Source organism: Ruegeria sp. HKCCA5929 (assembly GCF_013034525.1).
Lineage (GTDB): Bacteria > Pseudomonadota > Alphaproteobacteria > Rhodobacterales > Rhodobacteraceae > Ruegeria.
Window position 1 is genome coordinate 664,869 of the sequence record NZ_WQGE01000001.1, and the last position, 22,360, is coordinate 687,228.

Here is a 22,360-nt window from a genome sequence, read left to right on the forward strand (position 1 = left end):
TGCCCACTCGGACCTGCAATGAACACACCTTTCGACGAAGAGCCCCATCGCCGCCCCGGCCTGCTTTCACGGCTGCGCGGCTCCTTTCTGACCGGCATCGTCGTTATTGCACCTGTCTGGTTGACCGTCTGGCTGATCTGGTCTGTGGTCGGCTGGATCGATAGCGCCGTTCTGCCGCTGGTTCCACAACAATTCCAACCAGAACAATATGTGGGCATCAACCTGCGTGGTGTGGGTGTGGTGATCTTCCTGATCTTCACAATCATCGTCGGGTGGATCGCCAAAGGCATTCTGGGCCGCTCGCTGATCCATTTCGCCGAAAGCCTGGTCGACCGGATGCCCGTCGTGCGGTCGGTTTATTCCGGGATCAAGCAGATCTCGGAAACTGTATTTGCGCAGACCGAGCGGTCCTTTGAAAAAGCCTGCCTGATTCAGTATCCACGCCGGGGCATCTGGGCCATCGGTTTTGTTTCGACAAGCGCGCGCGGCGAGGTCAGCCAACGGGCCGAAACCGGGGGCGAATTGCTCAGCGTCTTTGTGCCGACCACGCCCAACCCGACCTCAGGCTTCCTGCTGTTCTTTCCGGCCGAAGACGTAATCTTGCTGGACATGAGCATCGAAGACGCAGCGAAACTGGTGATTTCGGCTGGTCTGGTATACCCCAACGAAAAAGACCCGACCCAACCGCCTGAATGATCAGCCAAACATCGCAGGCAGATCCACTGTGCTGTTCTGGCCAAGATCGTCTTTGTGTTTCGCAAGAAATCCATCTGCCGCGTCGCGCCCGGCCTGCTTGAGCTTGTGCAGGATAACCGGATTGGGGACAGTCTTGGTTGCAACAGACAAGCTGTTCATCAGTTCGTTATCCGCAATCATGTGCACCAAAACACGGCTCATTTCACCGGCTTTCAGTTTGCCCTCTTTCAGCAACCGCTGCACAAAACTGATCGCCCTAAGTTCGCGAAACAGAGATGAATTGAAACTAATTTCATTAATCCGGTTCTGGATCTGCTGCGGCGTGACGGGCACTTCATCGCGCTCCAGCGGGTTGATGTTCACGATCACCACGTCGTCAGGCAGATCGTTAGCAAACAACGGATAAAGCGCCGGGTTCCCTGTATAGCCACCGTCCCAATACGCCTCGGTCCGCTCGGTTTCAGGATCATAGATTTCGACCGCCTTGAACAGGGTCGGCAAACACGCCGAGGCCAAAATGGCGTCTGTCGAAATTTCATCTCCGGTAAAGACACGGATCTTTCCACTTCGCACACAGGTCGCACAGACAAACAGGCGAGGGCCTTCATCTGCGCACACTTCGGCAAAGTTGAACCGATCAACCACCGACTCCAACGGATTGCTGTAAAATGGACCATATGCATAAGGCGACACCATTCGGGACCACGCCTCGCCTAAGGAATAAGGGACCGAATACTCCATAGCTCTGGAAATCGCTGCAGGCTCCACCCCTCGGAACCAATGGGCCATACGCATATCGCCAATCGCTCCCATACGCGCCCACACCGCATCCAGACTTGCGCGTGCGCCGTCGCGCCCGGCATGCACCATACCTGACTTGAACGCGGCCCCGTTCAACGCCCCCGCTGACGTCCCTGTAATGGCCGCAACCTCGACGTCTTCTTCATCCAGAAACCTGTCAAGGACCCCCCAGGTGAACGCCCCATGCGCTCCACCACCCTGCAATGCCAGATTGATACGTTTCATGCCTCAGCCCCTTCATCTTTTCAAAAATACTCCGGGGGTATGGGGGCAGCGCCCCCATGGATTCTCAAAGCGCGGTCCAGCCTCCATCGACCGAAATCGTTGTCCCGGTAATCTGTGCCGCAGCGTCCGAGCATAGAAAGACGGTCGTGCCGCCCAGCTGCTCAACGGTGGCAAACTCCTTGGAAGGCTGCCGTTCCAGCATGACGTTCTTGATCACGTCTTCGCGGCTCATGTTGTATTCCTTCATCGTGTCCGGGATCTGTGCCTCTACCAGAGGCGTCAGAACATAACCCGGACAAATCGCGTTGCAGGTAATCGGCTCCTGCGCGGTCTCAAGCGCGACAGTTTTGGTCATCCCGACCACACCATGCTTTGCGGCGACATAGGCCGCCTTGTAAGGTGAGGCCGTTAAACCGTGGGCCGAGGCAATATTGACGATCCGGCCCCATCCCGCCTTGCGCATCATCGGCAACGCTGCAGCAGTGGTGTGAAACGCCGAGTTCATATTGATCGCAATAATCGCATCCCATTTCTCGGTCGGGAACTGATCAATCGGAGAGACATGCTGAATGCCCGCGTTGTTCACCAGAATATCACAGGCCCCTGCCTGCTCGATCAGTGCGCGGCACTCATCGCCTTTGGACATATCCGCTTTGATGTAGCGCGCGTTGGTTCCGGTTTCTTTTGCAATCTCTGCAGCCAACGCATGATCTTCATCCCGATCGGTAAAGGAATTCAAAACCACATTGGCCCCTGCCTTGGCCAACTCGCGCGCGACCCCCAGACCTATGCCTGAATTTGACCCTGTGATGATTGCCGTTTTGCCCGAAAGGCTCATGACCGATCTCCCTGATGCGATATCCTCGCGCACCATGCCATGCTGCACCTGCAAAGAAAACGGGGAAACATATGGAATTGAAATCCCGGACCTGGACATTCGGAACTGCCCAAAAAAAAACGCCCGCACGAAGCGGGCGTTAAGTTATTGAGGCAGGTTTCATACAGGCAAGAAACCTATCGAGCAGTGGAACCTTTATAAGCAATTCTGCGCCTTCGTCCAAGCTAAAAGTTTGATAATATGAAAAATCATCACTACGATGAATCCCAACAAAATAAGGCCAGAGCAGGATTGTTTCCAAAATGAGCCCGGATTTTCTCCGACCGTTTCGACCATTTGCGGCGGGAATCGCCAGCATTTTTCTCATGTCTGTCGCCCATGCAGAATCGTCTCATGGCATAGCTATGTATGGGGACCCGGCCCTACCACCGGATTTTGTGTCCCTCCCCTACGCCAACCCGGATGCGCCCAAAGGCGGCAAAGCGGTGTTCGGAAACACCGGCGGCTATAACAGTCTGAACCCGTTTTTGCAAAAAGGCACCTCTCCTTGGCAGTTGCCGTTTTGGACCCACGAAAGCCTAATGGGTCGGTCTTGGGACGAACCTTTCACACTTTACGGGCTGTTAGCCGAATCAGTTGAAGCGGCACCGGACAGGTCTTGGGTCGAATTCACTCTGCGCGAAGAGGCTCGATTTTCCGACGGCAGCCCCGTCACGGTCGAGGATGTGATCTGGTCATATGAGACCCTCGGAACCGAAGGGCATCTGCGGTACCGAGGGCTGTGGGACAAGATCGACAGCATTGAACAGACCGGACCGAGCTCGGTTCGGATCACGTTCAACGAGCCTGACCGGGAATTGGCCTTGCTGGCCGGGATGCGTCCGATCCTGCAAAAGGCGCAGTGGGACGGAAAGGATTTCGCGAATGCCAAGTTACAGGATGTTCCAATCGGAACCGGTCCGTACATAATCGACAGCTATGAGGCCGGTCGCTATGTGAACCTGCGACGTGACCCGGACTATTGGGGCGCTGACATTCCGTTTCGTCGCGGCACCATGAACCTCGATGAGCTGCGGATTGAATTCTACGGCGACGGATCTGTCGCGTTCGAAGCTTTCAAAGCCGGAGAACTGTCGGCCGTGCGCGAGTTCAACGCAGACAAATGGAACAAGCAATACAGTTTTCCGGCCGTTCAGCGCGGCGACGTGATCAAGACTGAAATTCCCCATGGAAAACCATCGGGGATGACGGGCTTTGTGATGAACACCCGCAAACCACCGCTGGATGACTGGCGCGTGCGCGAAGCGCTGACGCTTGCCTTCAATTTTGAATTTATCAACGACACGGTCACGGGCGGCGCACAGCCTCGTATTTCTTCTTACTTCTCTGGCTCTGATCTGGCGATGCAACCTGGGCCGGCAACTGAACCGGTGCGCGCTTTGCTGGAGCCTTTTGAGGCTGAGCTGACGCCCGGCACATTGGAAGGGTACGAATTGCCACAAGGCGACGGCTCGGAACGCAACCGGCGCAACATTCGCCAATCAGTCAAGCTGCTGGAAGACGCGGGATGGACCGTTCAGGATGGCGTGCTCAAAAACGCGGAAGGCCGTCCGCTGAAGATTGAAATGGTGATCAGTCAGGGCAGTCTGAATGTCGTGCAAGATGTTGGTACCATAGCCGAGATTTACGCCCGCGCTCTGGAACGTCTGGGCATCGAGTTGGTGGTCGAAAAGGTCGATGATGCGCAATACACCTCGCGCATGAACGAGCTCGATTTCGACATGACGCCTTTCCGACGTGCCCTGTCCTTGTCGCCGGGCAACGAACAAAGGTTCTACTGGGGCAGAGAATTTGTAGACACGCCAGGCACGCGCAACCTGATGGGGGTTTCCTCGCCCGCCGTCGACGCGATGATCGATGCCATGTTGGCCTCGGAGACGCGCGAAGATTTCACCACGGCCACCCGCGCTTTGGACCGTGTCTTGACCGCAGGTCGCTATGTGATTCCGATCTGGAGCTTTGATGTCGGGCGCATTGCGCATATCCGCGAGCTAAAGTTCCCCGACACTTTGCCGATCTACGGGGATGGCCCCCAATACATGCCCGATGTCTGGTGGTATGATGCGAACTAAGCCAATGTTAGCGGACCCGGGACAACCAAGCCCGGGTTCTTTTGCCTCAACTCTCATCAGCATCGAGAATTGAGCAAGTTCCTGCTGATCATTTTCGACACGAGCGCATGAAAGAATATCCGTCGCAGAGTATCTGCAAACGGTACCAACGGCGTTCCATCTCCATAGGACGTTCACGATATCTGGATCGGCCAAAGAGGTTCATCAACACTCGGTGAGTTGTGCGTGAAACCCATTAGAAGTCTTTATTTTTCGGGCAAAAGATATACACACGGCGCATGAATTAGATCAGGTGCGGACTTGAAGATGCGCCTTCGTGCACAGCGTCTGATCCCTTCGGCAGAGCCGGAGAACGCATAATCGGGCCCGCCACCACTCACACCGACTGCAGGCCCGCCCGCCCGTTGCGGAGCTTTCGCAGCGGGCACCACCCCTAAATAATTTGTGAAAGTGCGGTGCGACATTTTGTCATGTCTTACCCTACGGCAGCCTTTCCGTACGCTGTTGTGGGGGAGAGCAGTCCTAATGGCTACAAAAGGAAAGCTCAAAGATGATGAACTGGACGGATCTTAAACAAGACTGGAGCGCGGCCTACGCACGTGCAAAACGGCGCTTTCCGAACTTGCGGGATCAGGACATGATGCGCGTGTCAAAGGACCGGAAAGGGTTCGAAGCTTATCTGGCAGAGCGTCACCAGCTAACCATGAACGAAGCGCACGAAGAAGTTGAAGATTTCCTGTTTACCGAAGGTCTGAACCGCGAATTCACGCACGCATCACTAAGCAAGTGATGTGACCCAAAGGATCGTCGCATCTTCGTCGCTGACGGAGATGACATTGTGCCCCATGCTGCCATCATAATATGCGCTGTCGCCACGGCGCATTTCGACAGGCTCATAAAACTCAGTGAACAGCCGCACAACGCCCGTGAGGACATACATGAACTCCTCACCATCGTGGCGCACCCAGCCCTCAAACTCATCCATCGACCGCGCCCGCACCCGCGCGCGATATGGCAGCATATGTTTCTTGGTCAGCGTCTCGGCCAGCAACTCATGCTCATAGGTGGCCGTGGCATGGGCCGTCCCTTCACCAGTACGCGTCACAGACATCCGACCGATCACCTGATCACGCTGCGGCTGGGTGAACAGTTGCGGCACTGAAATCTCAAGACCAATTGCCAGCTTCTTGAGCGCGTCATACGTGGGCGACATCTGCCCGTTTTCGATCTTGCTCAGCGTCGAGCGCGCCAATCCCGCCTGTGTGGCAGCCTGTTCCAAAGTCCATTTGCGCGCCTTGCGCAGCTCGCGCACCCTCGCACCTAGGTCCAGAGGTTCAACTTCGGTATGGTCACCGGAATCGCGGGCAATTCGGATCAGGGATTTTGGATCTTGAGTGCTCATGCCCTTCTCTATAGGCCCGGTCTGCCGCGCTTGCAACGCGGCAGGCTCCGCGATAGCCAAGGGCCATGTTGTCCATCTTTGATCAGGGGGCGCCCGCGCCCTGCCCCACACCTTTTAACCTGGCTGCTCATGTTCTGGGCCAAGCGGATCGCATCCCCAGCAGGGTTGCCCTGTCCGTGCTGCGTGAGAGAGACGTGCAGGATTGGAGCTTCCGCGATCTGAAAGCAGCCGTTTTGGGCACCGGTGCTGGGTTGTTGCAAGCCGGTTTGAAACCCGGCGACATCGCATTGATGCGGCTAGGCAATACAGTGGATTTCCCGATCGCCTATCTTGGCGCAATTGCAGTAGGCATCGTTCCTGTGCCGACATCGTCGCAACTGACGGAACCTGAAACGGCCAAAATGATCGCGGATCTTGCCCCAGCGGCCATTCTGCGCGACCCCGACGTTGCCTGCGCTGCGCACCCCAAGCAGATTGGATTGGATGCGTTGAAAACCATGCGAAATCTGACTGCAGCCCGTTTTGACATGGGCGACCCCGAGCGCATGGCCTATGTCGTCTACACCTCTGGAACGTCAGGCAAGCCACGCGCCGTGGCCCACGCCCATCGGGCAATCTGGGCGCGGCAGATGATGGTCGATGGCTGGTACGGCCTGCGCGAAACCGACCGATTGTGCCATGCAGGTGCGTTCAACTGGACCTATACGCTGGGCACAGGATTGATGGACCCGTGGACTATCGGTGCAACGGCCCTGATCCCGGAACCCGGCACCAGTATTGACGCGCTACCGACCTTATTGCGCCAGCACCGTGCAACGATCTTTGCCGCCGCCCCCGGTGTTTTTCGAAAGATGCTGCAAACGTCCGAACATATGGAATTGCCCGACCTGCGCCATGGCTTATGCGCGGGTGAGAAACTGTCGCGCGCTTTGCATGAGAAATGGGTCACCGGCACCGGCACCGACCTGTTCGAAGCCTACGGCATGTCCGAATGCTCGACCTTTATCTCATCCAGCCCGGCCCACCCCGCGCGCAGCGACGCGCTAGGGCAGCCGCAACCGGGGCGTCGCGTGGCGATCCTGGGGACGGACGGCCCAGTACCACAAGGACAGGAAGGCACCATCGCCATACACCGATCAGACCCCGGTTTGATGCTGACTTATCTCAACGCACCCGACGAAGCCGAGGCGCGGATGCAAGGCGACTGGTTTCTGACCGGAGATCAGGGCGCGATGGCGGTAGACGGCCAGATCAGCTATCTGGGCCGAGATGATGACATGATGAACGCGGGCGGCTATCGCGTGTCCCCGGTCGAGGTCGAAGCCGCGCTGTCCCGTTTTCCGGGCGTTACGCAGGTCGGTGCAGCGGCGGTCGAGGTCAAACCGGACACATTTGTGATAGCAGCCTTCTATACTGGTCCGGAAAAGCTGGACGATGCGGCCCTGCGCGCCTATGTCGAAGCCAATCTGGCCCGCTACAAACAACCGCGCGCCTTCATCCACCTGCCTGCCCTGCCAACTGGCGGTAATGGCAAACTCCTGCGCCGCGCGTTGCCGGCCTATTTCGAGGCTCCAACCACATGACCCAGACCGTCAAGCTCGACATCCTGTCCGATCCGATCTGCCCCTGGTGCTATATCGGCAAAACGCATCTGGACAAGGCACTGGCCAATATCCCCGATCACCCCTTTGTCATCGAATGGCATCCCTTTCAGCTGAACCCCGACATGCCGGATGAAGGCATGGACCGGCGCGAATACCTTGAGCGTAAATTCGGCGGCAAAGACGGCGCTGTGCGGGCCTATGCGCCTGTGGTGGAACATGCTGAGAGCGCGGGCCTGAAGATCGACTTCGAAGGCATGATGCGTACGCCCAACACGCTGGACGCTCACCGCCTGATCCATTGGGCCGGGATTGAAGGCAAACAGAACGCTGTCGTCGATGCTTTGTTCGATGCATATTTCGTACAAGCCCGTGACATCGGTGACCCCGAAGTGCTGTCTGACATCGCCGACAGCGCCGGAATGGACGCCGCCGTTGTCATGAAATTGCTGAAATCTGACGCGGACCGAGACGACATCCGCAATCGCGATAGCCATTCGCGCGAAATGGGCGTCAGTTCGGTCCCCACCTACATTGTTGCCAACCAACATGCAGTTCCGGGCGCTCAACCCCCTGAGATGTGGGAGAAAGTGATCGCTGAGATCATGTCTCAGCTTGAGGCTTCCCCTGCAGAATAGCACAGAGGTCTGTGCGAATTTCCAGTCTGGCCTAACCTGATCCTCCGTGATAGCGCGAACGGGTTAGGAGTGCTTCATGGCCAACCGCATGTCGAAGGCGGAATTCATTGCTTTGGTCGCAATGATGTTCGCTACCATCGCCTTTTCGATCGATTCAATGCTGCCCGCCCTACCCGAAATCGGCGCGCAGCTTAGCCCCGATGACATTAACCGGGCGCAGCTAATACTGACGTCCTTTGTGTTGGGCATGGGGATCGGCACATTCTTTACCGGCCCGATCTCGGACGCGCTGGGACGCAAGCCTGTGATTTTTGGCGGCGCACTTTTGTATATCGCGGCATCTGCGGTTGCATGGGCCAGTTCATCGCTGGAACTGGTTCTGATTGCGCGCGTTGTGCAGGGTCTGGGCGCCGCTGGTCCGCGTGTGGTCGCCATGGCCATCATCAGGGATCTCTATTCCGGGCGTGAGATGGCCCGCATCATCTCGATTGCGATGATGATCTTCACACTGGTCCCTGCCATCGCACCGATGCTAGGCGCAGGTGTCATCGCTTTGTTTGGCTGGCGCGGTATCTTTGTTTCGTTCATCTTGTTTGCGCTTATCGTCGTCGGCTGGATGAGCGTTCGTCTGCCCGAGTCTCTCGCTGTCGAGAATCGCCGCCCCTTCCGCCTGCCCCTGATGATCGCCGCTGTGCAAGAGATGTTTGCCCATCCAACAGTGCGCCTGTCGATCCTTGTGCAAACCCTGTGCATGGGAATGCTGTTCACCATGCTGACCATGGTGCAGCCGGTCTATGATGTGATCCACGGCCGGGCCGACAGCTTTCCCTTTTGGTTCGGCTTTGTCGCTCTAATGTCCGGCTCGGCCAGCCTGCTGAACGCTGCGTTGGTGGTGCGCGTCGGAATGCGGCGGATGGTGACATTTGCCTTTGGCGCTCAGATCGCAATTACATCAATGGTCATTCTCCTGAACATGACCAACCTGTCTCCAACAACGTCATTTGCGCTGTTCGTCTTTTGGCAAACCATGGTTTTCTTCATGGCAGGCATCACGATCGGCAACTTGAACGCCATCGCGATGGAACCGATGGGGCACATTGCTGGCATGGCGGCCTCGGTCATCGGATCGATTTCAACAGTGTTGGCCGCGGCAATTGCCGCGCCGATCGGATTGCTGTTCGATGGGTCAATTGCTCCTTTGACGTTTGGCATCCTGACCATGTGCGTTCTGGCTTTCGGCCTGATGCTGCATATGGGCCGGGTGGAACAGCGACTGCCAGCCTGATCTGTGCAACCTCCCCGAAACACGCTACCCTAAGCCCAGGCTGCGGGGAGGTTTTTCGATGAATGATTATTACGATCTGGGCAAATACACCTGCCCGGTTTCAACGACAAACCCAGATGCCCAGCGTTGGTTCGACCGCGGCCTGAACTGGACCTACGGGTACAACCACGAAGAAGCCGTTGCGTGTTTTCAACGCGCGGTCGAGCATGACCCCAAATGCGCCATGGCGCATTGGGGCGTCGCCTACGCGGCAGGTCCCAATTATAACTTGCCATGGGACTTGCAGGATGAGCGAGGGCGAAAAAAGGCACTTACGCTGGCCCATGATGCAATGCAGAAGGCGTTGGAATATGCCGATACCTGCACGCCTGTTGAGCAAGCACTGATCCATGCCCTTCCCGCGCGCTACCCGCAACCCGACCCAATCGAAGACATGCACCAGTGGGACCATGACTTTGCCGACGCGATGCGGGCGGGGTTTGCGGCGCATCAAGATCACCTCGACCTGCGCACGGTCTATGTCGAAGCGTTGCTGAACCTGACCCCTTGGCAGATGTGGGATCTGAAAACCGGCCAACCCGCCGAAGGCGCAGCCACACGTGAAGCCCAAGAAGTGCTGGAATGGGCCATGGCCAACGATCCAGCCGCCATGTCACACCCTGGCCTGCTGCACCTCTATGTCCACCTGATGGAGATGTCGCCCACGCCGGAAAAAGCTTTGAAAGCCGGGGATGTACTACGCACTTTGGTCCCGGATGCGGGGCATCTGGTGCATATGCCAACACACATAGACGTGCTGTGCGGCCACTACCAAAATGTGGTGCACTGGAACGAAAAAGCGTCGGAAGCTGACCTGAAGTATTACGAACGTGAAGGCGCGTTCAACATCTACACCGGCTATCGCCAACACAATTATCATTTCGCAATTTATGGCGCCCTGTTTCTGGGACAGATCGAACCCGCCCTGCGCGCCAATCAGGGCCTATGGGATACAACGCCCGAAGAAATGCTGCGTATCGAAAGCCCGCCCATGGCGGATTTCTTCGAAAGCTACATGTCCATGGGGCCACACATCCTGATCCGGTTTGGCCGCTGGGAAGAGGCGAAGGCGCTGGACCTGCCCTCTGATCCGGGCCTGTACCGCACCCTGACGGCCACGACCCACTACGCCCGTGCCATCGCGCATGCCGCTACGGGAGATATCATCCACGCCGAAGCTGAAGAGAACCTGTTTCTCGCAGCCAAGGAATGCGTTCCCGAAACCCGCAGGCTGCACAACAACCGCGTGATCGACCTGCTGGAGATTGCCCGGGAAATGCTGCGCGGCGAGATCGAATATCGCAAAGGCCACTTCGAGATTGCTTTTGCTCATTTGCGTCAATCAGTCGAGTTGGACGACACCCTGCCCTATGACGAACCCTGGGGCTGGATGCAGCCCACCCGCCACGCGCTTGGCGCTTTGCTTTTCGAACAAGGCCACGTCGCCGAGGCCGAAGAGGTTTATCGCGAAGATCTGGGCTTGGGCGGAAGCCTCAGCCGCGCCTCGATCCACCCCGACAATGTGTGGAGCCTGAAGGGGTTGCACGATTGCCTCGCAGCGAGGAAGGAAGCGACAGAAATCCGCCAAATCAAACAGCGGCTCGACCTGGCCTTGGCCCGAGCCGACCAAATGGTGGCGGCCTCTTGCTTCTGTGCGCAGGCTGCGATGCGTGACTAATGGGATAGATCGCGCTGCCGCGCGATGCCTCCGGCTGAGGTATTTTTAGCCAGATGAAGCTGGGATCCGCCCTTCATCTGGCCGTCAATACCTCGGGGGAGATGCGCGGAACGCGCAGCGGGGGCAGCGCCCCCCGCCCACAATTCAACCTGCCTTGGCCTTTTTCTTTACCGCGACCACTTTTTCGGCCAGATCACGGGCAATGGCGAAAGCCCCTTTGATCTTGTCGCTGTCTTTCTTCCAGTCGCGCCTCACCACGATCTTGTTGTCTTTGACCTTGGCCATACCGCGCTGGTTCTGGATGAATTCGACCAGCCCCTGTGGCGAGGCAAACTTGTCGTTGTGAAACTGAATGGTTGCGCCCTTCGGGCCGCCATCCAGCTTGGCAATCCCGGCGCGCTTGCACATCGCCTTGATGCGAACGACCAGCATCAGAGTGTTGACCTCTTTTGGCAGTTTTCCGAACCGGTCGATCAGTTCGGCAGCAAACCCTTCCAGCTCCACCTTAGTCGACAGCGAGGACAGGCGGCGATACAGGCCCAAGCGCACGTCCAGATCGGGAACGTAGTCTTCAGGGATCAAAACCGGCACGCCCAGATTGATCTGCGGGGCCCATTGATCGTCTGCATCCGACAGCCCCTCCATCTCACCTGCCTTGATCTTGGCAATCGCCTCTTCCAGCATCGATTGGTAGAGTTCATACCCGACGTCGCGCATCTGGCCGGACTGTTCCTCACCCAAAAGGTTACCCGCACCGCGAATGTCCAGGTCTTGCGACGCCAGAGTGAACCCGGCTCCCAGCGTATCCAGCGAGCCCAGAACGCGCAGGCGTTTTTCAGCCGTGGCGGTCAGTTTCTGACGCGGCTTGGTAGTCAGGTAAGCATAGGCACGCGTCTTTGACCGCCCTACCCGCCCCCGTATCTGATAGAGTTGCGCAAGACCAAACATATCCGCGCGGTGAACAACCATTGTGTTTGCGGTGGGAATATCCAGCCCGCTTTCGACAATTGTCGTGGCCAGCAGCACGTCATATTTGCCGTCGTAAAACGCGTTCATTCGGTCGTCGAGCTCGCCCGCTGCCATCTGACCATGCGCCACCACATAGGTCAGTTCAGGCAGTTGGTTTTTCAGGAACTCTTCAATCTCCGGCAGGTCCGAAATACGGGGCACCACATAGAAACTCTGACCGCCGCGATAGTGTTCACGCAGCAGCGCCTCTCGGATCGTGACAGCATCGAACTCGCTGACATATGTGCGGATGGCTAAGCGGTCGATAGGAGGGGTTCCAATGATCGACAGATCGCGCACGCCGGTCAGCGATAATTGCAGCGTCCGAGGTATCGGAGTTGCGGTCAGGGTCAGCACGTGAATGTCGCTGCGCAGTTGCTTCAGACGTTCTTTGTGACCTACGCCGAAATGCTGTTCCTCATCGATGATCAGCAAGCCCAGATTGTTGAACCGGATGGTCTTGGCCAGCAGCGCATGGGTGCCGATCACAATATCCACCGTACCGCGTGCCAGCCCATCACGTGTTTGCTGCGCTTCTTTCGTGGACACAAACCGCGAGAGTTGCCGCACTTCCAGCGGAAAGCCACGGAACCGTTCCTTGAAACTGGCCGCGTGTTGACGCGCCAGAAGGGTGGTGGGCGCAACAACGGCCACCTGTACGCCTGACATGGCTGTCACAAAGGCGGCCCGCATGGCGACCTCGGTTTTGCCAAAGCCCACGTCGCCGCAGATCAGGCGATCCATCGGTGCGCCGGAATGCATGTCTTCCATCACGTCCGAGATGGCCCGCAGCTGGTCATCGGTTTCCTGATAGGGGAAGCGCGCGCTGAACTCTTCCCACGCATGGGGCGGCGGGTCCATCACCGGAGCCTTGCGCAGGGCACGTTCAGCGGCGATGCGGATCAGTTTGTCCGCCATCTCGCGGATGCGTTCCTTCAGCTTGGCTTTCTTGGCCTGCCATGCACCACCACCAAGACGGTCCAGCAAACCTTCGTCATGGCCGTATTTGGACAGAAGTTCGATGTTTTCGACCGGCAGATACAGCTTGGCTTGCTCGGCGTATTCCAGCAGCAGGCATTCGTGCGCGGCGCTTGCAGCTGTGACAACCTCCATCCCCATGTATCGACCGATCCCGTGGTCCACATGCACCACCAGATCACCGGGGCTAAGGGACTGAGTCTCGGTCAGGAAGTTCTCGGCCTTGCGGCGCTTCTTGGGCTGGCGGATCAGGCGGTCGCCCAATACGTCCTGTTCGGCGATGACTGTCAAGCCAGGGGTTTCAAACCCGTGCTCCAGCGCCCAGACAGCAAGGTGCAAGCCGCGTTTGCCGATGCGGGTGCCGTTCGTCACCGGAATGGCCTCGGCCAGACCTTCATCTTCGATCAAACCAGTCAGACGTTCGCGCGCACCCTCTGAATACGAGGCGATCAGCACCGGGCCTTTGTCGAGCTTGGCTGTGATGTGGCTGGCCAAAGCGCCAAACAGGCTGATGTTCTCCTGCTGGCGTTCCGGCGCAAAGTTGCGTCCGATCCGCCCACCTGCATCGATGACACCGGGACCAGAAGCCTGCGGCAAGGGGCTGAACTGCATAACCCTGCGATCTGCGACCGCAGCCTCCCACGCGGCATCGTCAAGGTAGAGCAGACCCGGAGGCGTCGGTTTATAGACCGTGTCCATGCGGGATCGGTTTTCCAAAGCCAAACGTCGGGTTTCATATTGATCGGCAATCGTATCCCACCGCGCCAGACGCGCTGGTGTGACCTGATCGTCTACGGTGACCGTGGCGTCCGGCAGATAGTCAAACAGCGTCTCAAGCTTGTCGTGAAAAAACGGCAGCCAGTGCTCGATGCCCTGATGTTTGCGACCGGCACTGACCGCTTCGTAAAGCGGATCATCTGTACCTGCCGCGCCAAATTCGATGCGATAGTTCTGGCGGAACCGGGTAATAGCGGCCTCGTCCAGAATGACCTCGGATACAGGTGCAAGTTCAACCACATCCAGCTTTTCAGTGGTACGCTGAGATACCGGATCAAAGCGACGCGCGCCGTCCAGAACGTCGCCGAAAAGATCCAAACGAACGGGGCCGGATTCGCCCGGCGGGAAGATGTCGATAATGCCGCCGCGAATGGCATAATCGCCGGGCTCCATCACTGTTGGGCTTTGGGTGAACCCCATGCGCACCAGAAAGTTTCTCAGAGCGGTCTCGTCGATGCGCTGATCAACACGTGCGGTAAACGCCGCCTCGCGCAGCACCTCACGCGCGGGCACGCGTTGGGTGGCGGCATTAAGTGTGGTCAGCAGCACGAATTTCTGCGGCATTTGGTGGACCAGAGCGGCCAAGGTGGCCACCCGTGCCGCCGAAATATCCGCGTTCGGCGACACCCGATCATAAGGCAGACAATCCCAGCCGGGGAATACAAAGACCGGCATGTCGGGGGCAAAGAAGGCCAGCGCAGCGCGCATCGCTTCCATCCGCTTGTCGTCACGCGCGACATGGGCCACCGGCCCGTTGCTGCGGGCGATTTCGTTCAGCACAAGTTGTGCGTCAAACCCTTCAGGGGCGCCGCCAACTGTTACGTGGTTCGGAGCCTTCATCGCCTCGCCTTTCAGATAAGTCTAACCCAGAACGCCAATCGAAATGTTCTGATACATGCCCCAGAACGAAGTGACCAGTATCGAGATCATGCCGATGATCTGGGTATAAAGACGGCAGCGGGAAATGGTCTTGGTGACGGTTTCAAGCGTCAGTTCCTGCCGACGCAGACGCCTGGCCTGTGAGATATTCACCAAAAGAACCAGCGTCATCGGAAACATGAGCAAAAAAACCGCCTGCGCAAATTCAACGTCGTAATAAAACCCCAGTGTCGCCAGACCGGTCAGCATGAAACTTGCAAAAGCCAATAGGATGGTACCCGACATGTCAACGATCAGCAAAATTCGGTTCGTGTTGATGCGTACGATGTCCAAAAGATCGACCTCGACCTGCCCGCCGATCCGTCGCGCGCGTACAACCAGATCATACGGAATGCCCATCACCCAGTGGCTTGCCGACGACCAGACCACCGCCAGCACAATCCAGTACCACAGATTCGAAAAACTGCGCATGTCGATGAGTTCAAAAATCGAAGAGTACCAGTCCAAACCCAACCCTTTATTCAAACAACTCAGGGGGGTTTATCGCGGCGGCGCGTCCATTGATACCCTTGAGACCTTTGTGAATTCATGCCACCCAATGCTGGAATGTTCAAGGAGAACGCGCCATGAAACCAACCATTGCCCCCTACCCCCTGACCCGCTTTCGGCGGGCCCGTCAGTCCGAGGCAATTCGGGGGCTGGTGCGTGAAAATACGCTGACCACACAAGACCTGATTTGGCCGGTTTTCGTGCGAGATGGTGAAGGGATCGAAGAACCTGTGCCTTCGATGCCGGGTGTCGTACGGCGATCGGTTGATTTGATTGCCAAAGCCGCAACCGAAGCACAGGCGCTTGGAATTCCTGCGATTTGCATCTTTCCATACACGGATTCGTCGCTGAAGACCGAAGATTGTGCCGAGGCATGGAACCCAGACAATCTTTCGAATCGCGCTATCCGGGCGATCAAGGCTGCCGCGCCTGATATCGCCGTGATGACCGACGTGGCGCTGGACCCCTACAATATCAACGGACATGACGGCTACGTCGTCGATGGTGAGATCGTGAATGATCAGACCGTCGAGGCATTGGTCAAAATGACCCTTGCCCAGGCCGAGGCCGGAGCGGACATTATCGGCCCATCAGACATGATGGACGGTCGGATTGGCGAAATGCGCCGCGCGTTAGAGGGCGCTGGCCACCACAACGTCATGATCCTCAGCTATGCCGCGAAATACGCGAGCGCATTTTACGGCCCCTTCCGTGACGCCGTTGGGGCTTCTGGCGCGCTGACCGGTGACAAGAAATCCTATCAGATGGACCCGGCCAACTCGGACGAAGCGCTGCGCCTGATCGAGCGTGACCTGTCTGAGGGTGCGGATATGGTGATGATCAAGCCGGGCATGCCCTACCTGGACATCTGCCGGCGGGTAAAAGACAGCTTTGGCGCGCCGACTTACGCCTATCAGGTCTCGGGCGAATATGCGATGATCCAGGCGGCGGCGCAGAACGGATGGATCGACGGCGAAAAGGTGATGTTGGAAAGTCTGTTGGCTTTCAAGCGCTCGGGATGTGACGGCATTCTGACCTATTTCTCGCCGCTGGTCGCACGCATTCTTCAGGGCTAAAACCCCAAAGAGTCGCAATTTTTCGCCGACAAACAGGTTGCTTCCGGCAGCTTTCCCGTGACACATCGCCCTAATCGGCGTATCCTTGCCACCAAGATCGGGATCACCCGACACATCAGGCACAGTTACAGAGATATAAAAACCATGAGCAGTTCCCCTTCCCCCCGACTGAGCCGTCGCGGCTTTGCCTTTGGCATGGCAGGTCTGACCCTGACCACCGCCTGCGGTAACGGCGTCGGCACATCAAACGCAGCAACTATCGACGCTCGCGTCGACGCCACGCTGACGGAAATGTACGCGAAATATCCCAACACGGTTGAGATTGTGAACAAATCCACTGGGATGTTGGTTATGCCCCTGATCACCGACGCCGGATTGATCATCTTTGGGGGTGCCTACGGCCAAGGCGCGCTGCGCATCAACGGCGCGACGGTCGATTATTATTCCGCAATTTCCGGGACCGCCGGCCTGCAATTTGGGGCGCAGCAATATGCGCATGTTCTGTTCTTCATGACCGAAGATGCATTGAATGATTTCCGCCGTTCCAGCGGATGGACAGCCGGAGCCGACATTGGATACGTGGTCGACGCAACAGGGAATTCCTTGTCTGCGGACACAACAACATTGCGTTCGCCGGTACTGGCGGCGGTCTTTGGTCAGGCCGGTCTGAAATTTGGCGCGACCATCGAAGGCACGAAATACACGCGCATCATTCCATAATTCGGATTACCACTTCCCCCACACATGGTCCCCGTCGCAGCACAACACTGCGGCGGGGCAAGTGTTTACAAGCCTTTCCGCGCAGGTTCTTGCGGCGTTCCTCTTTCGGTCAGACCCGCCATCCACTAGTCTCGGCGCAATCTGAATTCGAATGATAATATGGGGCAGTAATGGGTCTTGTTTTCCGCTGGCTGGTGCGCATCGCGTCGGGTCTGATTATTCTGATCCTCGCCGCGATTGGCCTTGTCTATTTCCTGGCCAGCCAATCCCTACCGGATTACGACCAGACCCTTGAAGTTGATGGTCTTACCGCCCCTGTTGAGATCGTTCGCGACACCGCCAACGTGCCGCATATTTTGGGCCAGACCGATCCCGATGTGTTCTTTGGCCTAGGGTACGCCCATGCACAGGACCGGCTTTGGCAAATGACCGTGATGCGCCGGACGGCACAAGGCCGTTTGTCCGAAGTTTTTGGCACACGCACTCTGCACATCGACAAATTGCTGCGGCGGCTGGATCTCTATGGCCTAGCACATCGTTCGGTCGAGGTGCAGGACGACTACACCAAAGCCGCATTGCGGGCGTATGCGGCCGGGGTCAATGCAAGGTTGACTGAAATTAATGAACAGGCGCTGGGTCGCGGTGCACCGGAAATGTTCCTGTTCAACGCCCCGGTATCACCCTGGCAACCGGGCGATAGCCTTGCGATCATAAAGTTGATGGCTTTGCAATTGTCTGGGCACTTGACTGACGAAGTTCTGCGCGCCCGCACCTCTTTGATGCTGAACAACCCAGAACGTCTTGCCGATATTCTGCCGGATGTCCCAGGCCCCGGTATCGCGGCTTTGCCGGAATACGCATCCCTTTTCCCGAATCTTCCACGCTATGCCGCCGGAAAAGAGGCACCCGAGACACCTCTATCACCGCTTCCAAAACGCGGTCTGGCCGGAGCATCGAACGCTTGGACCGCCGCCCCATCTCGGTCGGCAAGTGGAGGCACTTTGCTGGCAAACGACCCTCATCTGGGCTTCACAGCACCCGGTGTGTGGTACTTGGCGCATCTTGATCTTGAAAAAGGCGGTGTGATCGGGGCCTCGATACCCGGTGTTCCTGCCATTATGACCGGACGCAGTGACAGGTTGGGATGGGGGCTGACCTCATCTTATCTAGATGATCAGGACCTGCACATAGAACAGCTGAACCCGGACAACCCCGAGGAATACCTGACCCCGGACGGCTACAAGGAATTTCTGACCCGCCCATCGATCATCGCCATCAAGGACGAGGCGCCAGTCACACTAACGCTGCGCTGGACAGATAACGGCCCGGTGCTGCCCGGCACGGATTACAAGCTGGAGACAATCACTCCGCCCGGCCATGTGGCGTCGTTATCCTGGACAGCGCTGAGCCCCCGTGACACGTCAATGACCGCATCCATGGCCCTGATGAATTCCGACAATGTGCAACAGGCCATTCGGGCGGGCGAGCAATACATTGCCCCGTCACAGAACTTGTCGCTGGTTGACCGGACCACCATCGGAATGAAGTTGATCGGTGCCATGCCGCAGCGCGATTTGCAAAACCAAAGCCGTGGGCGCATTCCTAGCCCCGGATGGATTGAAGCAAACCGCTGGCAGGGCCGTTTGCCCTATACAGACAATCCCGAATTTATCGCCCCTGTTGGCGGTATTCTGGGCAATACGAATAACAAGATTATCGACCGCCCCTTCCCCAACCATGTCTCGTTTGAATGGGGGGATACACAGCGCGTGCATCGGTGGGATCGTCTGATGCAATCGCGCGAGGTCCATACCCGCGACAGCTTTATCGAAGCGCAGTTGGATACAGTTAGTTTTACCGCCCGGTCCTTGCTGCCGTTGATCGGCGCGGATCTGTGGTTCACCGGTGCGTCTGCGCCCGAGGGCACGCCGGAACGTCAACGCCAGATCGCCTTGTCGCTGCTGGCGGATTGGAACGGCGAGATGAACGAACACCTGCCCGAGCCACTGATCTATGCAGCATGGTTGCGCGCTCTTCAGATCCGCCTGATCGCGGACGAACTGGGACCACTCGCCAGCGAATACAAACACGTGGAACCGTTGTTTATCGAGCGCGTTTATCGCGACATCGACGGAGCAAGTGTGTGGTGCGATGTACGACAAAGCGCCCCGGTTGAGACGTGTACCGAAATGGCCCGACTGGCGCTGGACGACGCCCTGATCTGGATCTCTGAACGCTATGGCAGCGCGTTGGAGTCCCTGCGCTGGGGAGATGCCCATCAGGCCACGCATGATCACCAGGTTCTGGGCGACGTGCCTGTCCTGCGCTATTTCGTGAACATCCGCCAATCGACCAGCGGTGGCGACAACACGTTGCTGCGCGGGCGCACCTCGGGCGAAGGCCCGGATCCGTTTCAGAACGTACACGGTGCCGGGTATCGTGGGGTGTACGACTTTGCTGATCCCAACAGCTCGGTCTTTATCACCGCGACCGGTCAATCGGGGCACTTCCTGTCGCGCTACTACGACGATCAGGCACAGCTATGGCGGCGTGGCGAGTATATTCCCATGTCGTTGGACCTTGATCTGGCGCGCGCTGCAGCGGTTGGTGTGACCAATCTGATCCCGCGATAATCCGCCTAGTCGGCAACTCCTCGCCCCGATTTCCGGGGCGTCGTGGCACCTTGAACCTTTTTCGCCTATGATCATTCCACCGATTATGTGGGACCAAAAGGGGGCGAATATGGCCAGTATTCGGGATGTCCTGAATAATCTTGCGCGGGACTACGCGATTGCATGGAGTTCTGGTGACCCCGATGCAGTTGCCGGCTTCTTTGCACCTGATGGACAAATCACAATCAACCGAGGCGACCCCATAGAGGGGCGCGCTGCGATTGCCGATATGGCTCGTGGCTTCTACGCCGACTTCCCGGACTTAGAGGTCCGTTGCGATATGATGCGGTGGGCCGGATCTCACGCTATTTTTGTTTGGACCCTAGAAGGGAACCACGTCGAGACCGGCAATCACGTTGTGGCGCGCGGTTGGGAAGAGTGGGAATTGACGTCAGACTATCTTGTAAAGTCTTCGCTGGGCTGGTTCGACGCAGATGACTATCAACGGCAGATTGACGGCAAATAGCTTAACGCGCTCGATCCGCAGCTGTTTCTATCGTGTAGTTTCGGGGTATTCCCTGCGTGACCTGAAACCAGTCTGACGCCTTAGCCCGTGCCTGATGTGCGTCAAAAGCCGCTTGCGTTGCAAACACTTCTGACACCATGAACCGCCCGGGCGTTGCCTGATCTTCCACAACTTCGAAAGATATACAGCCCTCTTCCGCCCGTGTGAGAGAGATGTGGAGCGGTAATGCTGCCCGCACAGCTTCAAGCCGGTCGGGTGGCACGTCGATATGGCCTTTCAGGAAAACCCGTTGATCCGATACATCCGACATGCCCGCCCCTTGTCTTGTTCAAAGCGACGCAAACTGCGCGGCCTGTTTGTCCGTCCACAAAACGGTCAGACGGAACCCGTCCTCGGTTTGATCCTCGCTCTGGACAACGTCCTGACGGAATAACCACGCCCGCTTGTTCCCCTCGGCGAAAGAAAGTTTCAAAACTACCTCGTGCCGCGCCCCCTGAAGCAGTGTGGCGATCTCGGCCAACAGCGGGTCAACGCCTTCGCCGGTAACAGCCGAGATTGAGAAGATAGTCGGGTCCCGCTCGGCCCGCGCCAATGCGGCGTCCTTGTCCTCGGGGTTGAGCAGGTCGATCTTGTTCCAAACTTCAAGCCGTGGACGTTCTTCATCGACACCTAAAGAGGTTAGGATGGACTCAACATCCTGGGCCTGTGCATCCGTTTCTTCATGGCTGATGTCACGCACATGAACGATCAGGTCCGCGCCCAGCACTTCCTCGAGGGTTGCGCGGAACGCCGCCACAAGCTCGGTTGGCAGGTTTGAGATAAAGCCCACCGTATCCGACAGGATTACCTCGGGGCCATCAGGAAGCTGTACGCGCCGCATGGTCGGATCCAGCGTGGCAAACAGCATGTCCTTGGCCATGACCTCAGCTCCGGTCAGACGGTTGAACAACGTTGACTTGCCCGCGTTTGTATACCCCACCAGAGCAACGATGGGATACGGCACCTTGGCACGTGCGGCCCTGTGCAGCGTGCGGGTCTTGACCACCTTCTGCAACTGACGCCGCAGCCTGACCAGTTGCTCGTCAATGGCGCGGCGGTCGGCTTCGATCTGTGTTTCACCCGGTCCGCCAACGAATCCCAGCCCACCCCGTTGCCGTTCAAGGTGGGTCCAGGCCCGCACCAATCGCGTGCGCTGATAGCTGAGAGCCGCCATCTCGACCTGCAACACCCCTTCACGGGTGCGGGCGCGATCGCTGAAAATTTCAAGGATCAGCCCGGTTCGGTCGAGAATTTTGACCTCCAGCGCCTTTTCCAGATTGCGTTGCTGCACCGGTGTAACCGGACCGTCGATCAGGACCAGATCAACCTTGTGGTCATGAAAGCGGTCATGCAGCTCGTCGATCTTACCGCTGCCGAAGAGATACCCGGCCTGCGCACGAGGAAGGCGCACGATTTCAGTCCCGACCACTTCCAGATCAGGCAACGCGGCAGCCAGCGCAACCGCTTCGGCCAGCGCCGGTTCAGGGACACGGCGCTGTTCATCTGATTTGATTTCGGGATGCAGCACCCAGGCTCGGGTGCGCCTCCGGTCATGTTCCATCAAGAGGCGTCTTCGCCCTCATACAGGTTGATCGGCTGTGACGGCATGATGGTTGAAATCGCGTGTTTGTAGACCAGCTGCGACTGTCCGTCGCGGCGCAACAATACGCAGAAATTGTCGAACCAGGTGATCACACCTTGCAACTTCACGCCATTGATCAGGAAGATCGTTACCGGAACCTTAGCTTTCCGTACATTGTTCAGGAAGGCATCCTGAAGATTCTGTCTGTCCGAAGCCATATTTTTATAATCTCGCCATTGTTCTTGCTACGCGCTGCGGACCAACGCGCTCCCTCCCGGC

At 57.6% G+C, this 22,360-nt stretch carries 20 protein-coding genes; 11 read left to right on the forward strand and 9 right to left on the reverse strand.

What is annotated here, in order from left to right:
* The first annotated feature begins 18 nt into the window (after positions 1-18).
* Positions 19-696 (forward strand): DUF502 domain-containing protein, encoded by a 678-nt coding sequence (locus GOV90_RS03300; protein ID WP_171090313.1) that lies wholly within the window; start codon positions 19-21, stop codon positions 694-696.
* Here GOV90_RS03300 and GOV90_RS03305 read toward each other — a convergent pair whose 3' ends face one another.
* The 3 genes from GOV90_RS03305 to GOV90_RS03315 all read right to left on the reverse strand — a co-directional run bounded on the left by GOV90_RS03305 (position 697) and on the right by GOV90_RS03315 (position 2,927).
* A complete protein-coding gene (locus GOV90_RS03305; RefSeq protein WP_171090315.1) occupies positions 697-1,722 on the reverse strand; it encodes a patatin-like phospholipase family protein in 1,026 nt (341 codons plus the stop codon).
* 64 nt (positions 1,723-1,786) lie between these two features.
* The gene (locus GOV90_RS03310) at positions 1,787-2,560 is read right to left on the reverse strand and encodes a 3-hydroxybutyrate dehydrogenase (protein ID WP_171090317.1); all 774 of its coding nucleotides are present in this window, start codon (positions 2,558-2,560) and stop codon (positions 1,787-1,789) included.
* A gap of 139 nt (positions 2,561-2,699) precedes the next feature.
* A complete protein-coding gene (locus GOV90_RS03315) occupies positions 2,700-2,927 on the reverse strand; it encodes a hypothetical protein (RefSeq protein ID WP_171089108.1) in 228 nt (75 codons plus the stop codon).
* On the opposite strand from GOV90_RS03315, the gene GOV90_RS03320 reads away from it, so the two are divergent.
* Both GOV90_RS03320 and GOV90_RS03325 read left to right on the forward strand, forming a co-directional pair.
* The gene (locus GOV90_RS03320) at positions 2,863-4,692 is read left to right on the forward strand and encodes an extracellular solute-binding protein (protein ID WP_171090319.1); all 1,830 of its coding nucleotides are present in this window, start codon (positions 2,863-2,865) and stop codon (positions 4,690-4,692) included. The genes GOV90_RS03315 and GOV90_RS03320 overlap by 65 nt on opposite strands.
* A gap of 550 nt (positions 4,693-5,242) precedes the next feature.
* Positions 5,243-5,482: a hypothetical protein gene (locus GOV90_RS03325; protein ID WP_171090321.1), complete on the forward strand. Its 240-nt coding sequence runs from the start codon at positions 5,243-5,245 to the stop codon at positions 5,480-5,482.
* On the opposite strand, the gene GOV90_RS03330 is transcribed toward GOV90_RS03325, so the two are convergent.
* Positions 5,471-6,094 (reverse strand): helix-turn-helix domain-containing protein, encoded by a 624-nt coding sequence (locus GOV90_RS03330; RefSeq protein WP_171090323.1) that lies wholly within the window; start codon positions 6,092-6,094, stop codon positions 5,471-5,473. The two genes, GOV90_RS03325 and GOV90_RS03330, sit on opposite strands and share 12 nt — an antisense overlap.
* Positions 6,095-6,159: 65 nt before the next feature.
* Here GOV90_RS03330 and GOV90_RS03335 point away from each other — a divergent pair, with 65 nt between their 5' ends.
* The 4 genes from GOV90_RS03335 (at position 6,160) to GOV90_RS03350 (ending at position 11,335) form a co-directional block, all read left to right on the forward strand.
* Positions 6,160-7,677: a class I adenylate-forming enzyme family protein gene (locus GOV90_RS03335; RefSeq protein ID WP_171090325.1), complete on the forward strand. Its 1,518-nt coding sequence runs from the start codon at positions 6,160-6,162 to the stop codon at positions 7,675-7,677.
* On the forward strand, positions 7,674-8,333 hold the full coding sequence (locus tag GOV90_RS03340) for a DsbA family oxidoreductase (RefSeq protein ID WP_171090327.1): 660 nt from the start codon (positions 7,674-7,676) through the stop codon (positions 8,331-8,333). The genes GOV90_RS03335 and GOV90_RS03340 overlap by 4 nt, the downstream gene beginning before the upstream one ends.
* Before the next feature lie 76 nt (positions 8,334-8,409).
* Entirely contained in the window at positions 8,410-9,618 is a 1,209-nt protein-coding gene (locus GOV90_RS03345) for a multidrug effflux MFS transporter (protein WP_171090329.1), read from the forward strand.
* Positions 9,619-9,676: 58 nt separating this feature from the next.
* Positions 9,677-11,335 (forward strand): tetratricopeptide repeat protein, encoded by a 1,659-nt coding sequence (locus GOV90_RS03350; protein WP_171090331.1) that lies wholly within the window; start codon positions 9,677-9,679, stop codon positions 11,333-11,335.
* Positions 11,336-11,479: 144 nt separating this feature from the next.
* Here the strand turns inward: GOV90_RS03350 and mfd are convergent, their stop codons facing one another.
* Entirely contained in the window at positions 11,480-14,938 is a 3,459-nt protein-coding gene (mfd, locus tag GOV90_RS03355) for a transcription-repair coupling factor (RefSeq protein ID WP_171090334.1), read from the reverse strand.
* A gap of 21 nt (positions 14,939-14,959) precedes the next feature.
* Positions 14,960-15,484, reverse strand: a complete 525-nt coding sequence (locus GOV90_RS03360; protein WP_171091175.1) for a component of SufBCD complex — start codon at positions 15,482-15,484, stop codon at positions 14,960-14,962.
* 119 nt (positions 15,485-15,603) lie between these two features.
* Between GOV90_RS03360 and hemB the strand changes: the two genes are divergently transcribed.
* The 4 genes from hemB (at position 15,604) to GOV90_RS03380 (ending at position 20,460) form a co-directional block, all read left to right on the forward strand.
* Positions 15,604-16,602: a porphobilinogen synthase gene (hemB, locus tag GOV90_RS03365; RefSeq protein ID WP_171090336.1), complete on the forward strand. Its 999-nt coding sequence runs from the start codon at positions 15,604-15,606 to the stop codon at positions 16,600-16,602.
* Positions 16,603-16,746: 144 nt separating this feature from the next.
* Positions 16,747-17,322 carry a YSC84-related protein gene (locus GOV90_RS03370; RefSeq protein WP_171090338.1) on the forward strand — a complete coding sequence of 192 codons (576 nt, stop codon included), beginning with the start codon at positions 16,747-16,749 and terminating at the stop codon, positions 17,320-17,322.
* 170 nt (positions 17,323-17,492) lie between these two features.
* On the forward strand, positions 17,493-19,955 hold the full coding sequence (locus tag GOV90_RS03375; protein WP_171090340.1) for a penicillin acylase family protein: 2,463 nt from the start codon (positions 17,493-17,495) through the stop codon (positions 19,953-19,955).
* 109 nt (positions 19,956-20,064) lie between these two features.
* Entirely contained in the window at positions 20,065-20,460 is a 396-nt protein-coding gene (locus tag GOV90_RS03380; RefSeq protein WP_171090341.1) for a nuclear transport factor 2 family protein, read from the forward strand.
* A 1-nt stretch (position 20,461) separates the two neighbouring features.
* Here the strand turns inward: GOV90_RS03380 and GOV90_RS03385 are convergent, their stop codons facing one another.
* From GOV90_RS03385 to hfq, 3 genes are read right to left on the reverse strand one after another with little or no spacing between them, the layout of a single operon-like run.
* Positions 20,462-20,770, reverse strand: coding sequence for a putative quinol monooxygenase (locus tag GOV90_RS03385; protein WP_171090343.1), 309 nt, complete (start codon positions 20,768-20,770; stop codon positions 20,462-20,464).
* A gap of 18 nt (positions 20,771-20,788) precedes the next feature.
* Complete coding sequence (gene hflX, locus GOV90_RS03390) at positions 20,789-22,060, reverse strand: GTPase HflX (RefSeq protein ID WP_171090346.1); 1,272 nt, start codon at positions 22,058-22,060, stop codon at positions 20,789-20,791.
* Positions 22,060-22,299, reverse strand: coding sequence for an RNA chaperone Hfq (gene hfq, locus GOV90_RS03395; protein WP_005982826.1), 240 nt, complete (start codon positions 22,297-22,299; stop codon positions 22,060-22,062). The genes hflX and hfq overlap by 1 nt, the downstream gene beginning before the upstream one ends.
* Positions 22,300-22,360 lie beyond the last annotated feature (61 nt).

Coding starts and splice junctions, on each gene's coding strand:
- hemB (WP_171090336.1), top strand. CDS start 15,604: ATGAAACCAACCATTGCCCCCTACCCCCTGACCCGCTTTCGGCGGGCC.
- hflX (WP_171090346.1), bottom strand. CDS start 22,060: ATGGAACATGACCGGAGGCGCACCCGAGCCTGGGTGCTGCATCCCGAA.
- GOV90_RS03330 (WP_171090323.1), bottom strand. CDS start 6,094: ATGAGCACTCAAGATCCAAAATCCCTGATCCGAATTGCCCGCGATTCC.
- GOV90_RS03385 (WP_171090343.1), bottom strand. CDS start 20,770: ATGTCGGATGTATCGGATCAACGGGTTTTCCTGAAAGGCCATATCGAC.
- GOV90_RS03350 (WP_171090331.1), top strand. CDS start 9,677: ATGAATGATTATTACGATCTGGGCAAATACACCTGCCCGGTTTCAACG.
- GOV90_RS03310 (WP_171090317.1), bottom strand. CDS start 2,560: ATGAGCCTTTCGGGCAAAACGGCAATCATCACAGGGTCAAATTCAGGC.
- GOV90_RS03325 (WP_171090321.1), top strand. CDS start 5,243: ATGATGAACTGGACGGATCTTAAACAAGACTGGAGCGCGGCCTACGCA.
- GOV90_RS03320 (WP_171090319.1), top strand. CDS start 2,863: ATGAGCCCGGATTTTCTCCGACCGTTTCGACCATTTGCGGCGGGAATC.
- GOV90_RS03305 (WP_171090315.1), bottom strand. CDS start 1,722: ATGAAACGTATCAATCTGGCATTGCAGGGTGGTGGAGCGCATGGGGCG.
- GOV90_RS03300 (WP_171090313.1), top strand. CDS start 19: ATGAACACACCTTTCGACGAAGAGCCCCATCGCCGCCCCGGCCTGCTT.
- GOV90_RS03375 (WP_171090340.1), top strand. CDS start 17,493: ATGGGTCTTGTTTTCCGCTGGCTGGTGCGCATCGCGTCGGGTCTGATT.
- GOV90_RS03380 (WP_171090341.1), top strand. CDS start 20,065: ATGGCCAGTATTCGGGATGTCCTGAATAATCTTGCGCGGGACTACGCG.
- GOV90_RS03370 (WP_171090338.1), top strand. CDS start 16,747: ATGAGCAGTTCCCCTTCCCCCCGACTGAGCCGTCGCGGCTTTGCCTTT.
- GOV90_RS03315 (WP_171089108.1), bottom strand. CDS start 2,927: ATGAGAAAAATGCTGGCGATTCCCGCCGCAAATGGTCGAAACGGTCGG.
- mfd (WP_171090334.1), bottom strand. CDS start 14,938: ATGAAGGCTCCGAACCACGTAACAGTTGGCGGCGCCCCTGAAGGGTTT.
- GOV90_RS03340 (WP_171090327.1), top strand. CDS start 7,674: ATGACCCAGACCGTCAAGCTCGACATCCTGTCCGATCCGATCTGCCCC.
- hfq (WP_005982826.1), bottom strand. CDS start 22,299: ATGGCTTCGGACAGACAGAATCTTCAGGATGCCTTCCTGAACAATGTA.
- GOV90_RS03345 (WP_171090329.1), top strand. CDS start 8,410: ATGGCCAACCGCATGTCGAAGGCGGAATTCATTGCTTTGGTCGCAATG.
- GOV90_RS03335 (WP_171090325.1), top strand. CDS start 6,160: ATGTTGTCCATCTTTGATCAGGGGGCGCCCGCGCCCTGCCCCACACCT.